4 protein-coding genes are annotated in these 1,572 nt (G+C 48.2%); 1 reads left to right on the top strand and 3 read right to left on the bottom strand.

Going from position 1 to position 1,572, the window contains the following annotated elements; genetic code table 11:
- Positions 1-157: 157 nt before the first annotated feature.
- On the bottom strand, positions 158-316 hold the full coding sequence (locus AU511_RS17355; RefSeq protein WP_205756481.1) for a DUF637 domain-containing protein: 159 nt from the start codon (positions 314-316) through the stop codon (positions 158-160).
- A gap of 263 nt (positions 317-579) precedes the next feature.
- Here AU511_RS17355 and AU511_RS16830 point away from each other — a divergent pair, with 263 nt between their 5' ends.
- Positions 580-714, top strand: coding sequence for a SymE family type I addiction module toxin (locus tag AU511_RS16830; protein WP_094110360.1), 135 nt, complete (start codon positions 580-582; stop codon positions 712-714).
- 60 nt (positions 715-774) lie between these two features.
- Here the strand turns inward: AU511_RS16830 and AU511_RS16825 are convergent, their stop codons facing one another.
- Both AU511_RS16825 and AU511_RS16820 read right to left on the bottom strand, forming a co-directional pair.
- Positions 775-1,005: a hypothetical protein gene (locus AU511_RS16825; protein ID WP_094110359.1), complete on the bottom strand. Its 231-nt coding sequence runs from the start codon at positions 1,003-1,005 to the stop codon at positions 775-777.
- Positions 1,002-1,572, bottom strand: a 571-nt coding sequence (locus AU511_RS16820; protein WP_167372058.1) for a TNT domain-containing protein, incomplete at its 5' end; no start/stop codon positions are given. The genes AU511_RS16820 and AU511_RS16825, both read right to left, overlap by 4 nt.

The following is a 1,572-nucleotide window of genomic DNA, read 5'->3' as shown; positions in this document are numbered from 1 at the left end:
AGCGCCATCCCTTGAGATATCCAGTTCCGTTAACCGGGCAACGTCTTTCTCGGCCTGCTCCCGCTCTGCCGGGTCTTTGCTGTTACGGAGTTTTTGCTTCGCTATCTCAAGCTCTGATTTCTCAGACACACTCAGATAATTATTCTCAACCGCATTCTTACCCGCCTGTCGCCGCGCCTATGGTTCCCGCAGTGCCATTGCCACCGCTCAGCTCCGCTATCACGCCTCCCAGTATCGCATGTGCCATCAGGTTGTTCAGCTTCTGCGTTTCCGTCAGCGTGCTGTAATCCGTGTTATCCGTGGAGATTTCCTTCACCTTAACCGCCACTGGAACGGCCGATTCGGGTTATTAGCTAGTTACCTAGCTGCAAGAAAAAGCCGGTATCAGAGATGCTCGGCGCCGTGATGACTCTGGCAAAAAAGCAGGAACGAACGGTTAATAAAAGGACATGATTTTTAACGCGCCGGCAATGAGTTCGCACCTCACTGCCGACGCTCACCACAAGCAACTAATGAGGATAGCTACCATGGCTAGGCAGCATCACACGTCGCCCCCTCCGCCACGCATACCGCAAGGATATGACACGCTATGACAGCCGCAGCTTCCACCTCAAGGGCGACTGGCTGGAAGCCGCGGGATTTGGCACGGATACGCCGCTTATCGTCACCGTTGAGCATGGTAAACTGGTCATTGAGGCGGAGATTAGGCTCTAAGCGCTAAAAACGGCGTTCCCGGCGCTAAACGGGATCTTCGTAGGAGAGAGGATAAATAAACTACCACCCAAAATCCTCTTTCATTATTTGGTAAAACTTACTGTAGGCCGCTTCATCAGCTCGGAACGCCTCCCTGTAAGTAATCTTGCCTCTGCTATTATATATTACTTCCCAAGCATCCCCTTGATGGGTAATACATAAACATTCTCCGTCCTTAATCCCATCAAGGCTATAAATACCTTTTGGCACATTCTTTTTTTCTAACTCCAGCAATAGCTCTTCTCTTGTCATTTCTTTTCCCCAAGATATCCATTATCTATATACCATTGAACAGGCTTGGGTAATTCATATTGAGTTCCCTTACCTTTTTGTCCAAACCAAGGTAAAACTTTACTTTTTGACACATCATCTATCGGTTTTAATATTTCATAAACGTTATACGGCGCATTAGCTGAATAAGATGGTAATGCCCGATTTTCAAAGGGAACTCCAGCAGGAGAAGTGTACGTACCTTTCGTTGAACCATATCTGTCAATTAGCTCCCCAGTAGGCAATATAACTTTCTCAACCGGCCCATACGCACCACGGTTCGGTGGCCAAATTCCCAGAGTTTCCTGAACCCCGCCTTCAGCTTTGCTGTACTGCCCAAAATTAGACGACTCTCGCGCCTTTTCGCTGACCGCAATATTTTCTTTGACTCTTTCAGATACGGATAACGCTGCATTACTGGAATTAGCTTCATTTACCAACGCACTGAGTTTACTGGCTGCTGCCGAACCTATTACAGGCGTCATCGAAGCAGCAACAATCTTCATCCCGTCATAAGTCGAGACATACTGCTCTGCTGTCGCCTTGTCT

It is taken from the genome of Lonsdalea iberica (genome assembly GCF_002111585.1).
In the GTDB taxonomy this organism is placed as follows: Bacteria; Pseudomonadota; Gammaproteobacteria; order Enterobacterales; family Enterobacteriaceae; genus Lonsdalea; species Lonsdalea iberica.
Note: the sequence above shows the minus strand (reverse complement) of the source record. Positions and strands in the feature narration are given on the sequence as shown.

What these genes read in the sequence shown, in the direction of transcription:
- AU511_RS16830 (WP_094110360.1), top strand. Translation starts at nt 580, where the DNA reads ATGACACGCTATGACAGCCGCAGCTTCCACCTCAAGGGCGACTGGCTG.
- AU511_RS16825 (WP_094110359.1), bottom strand. Translation starts at nt 1,005, where the DNA reads ATGACAAGAGAAGAGCTATTGCTGGAGTTAGAAAAAAAGAATGTGCCA.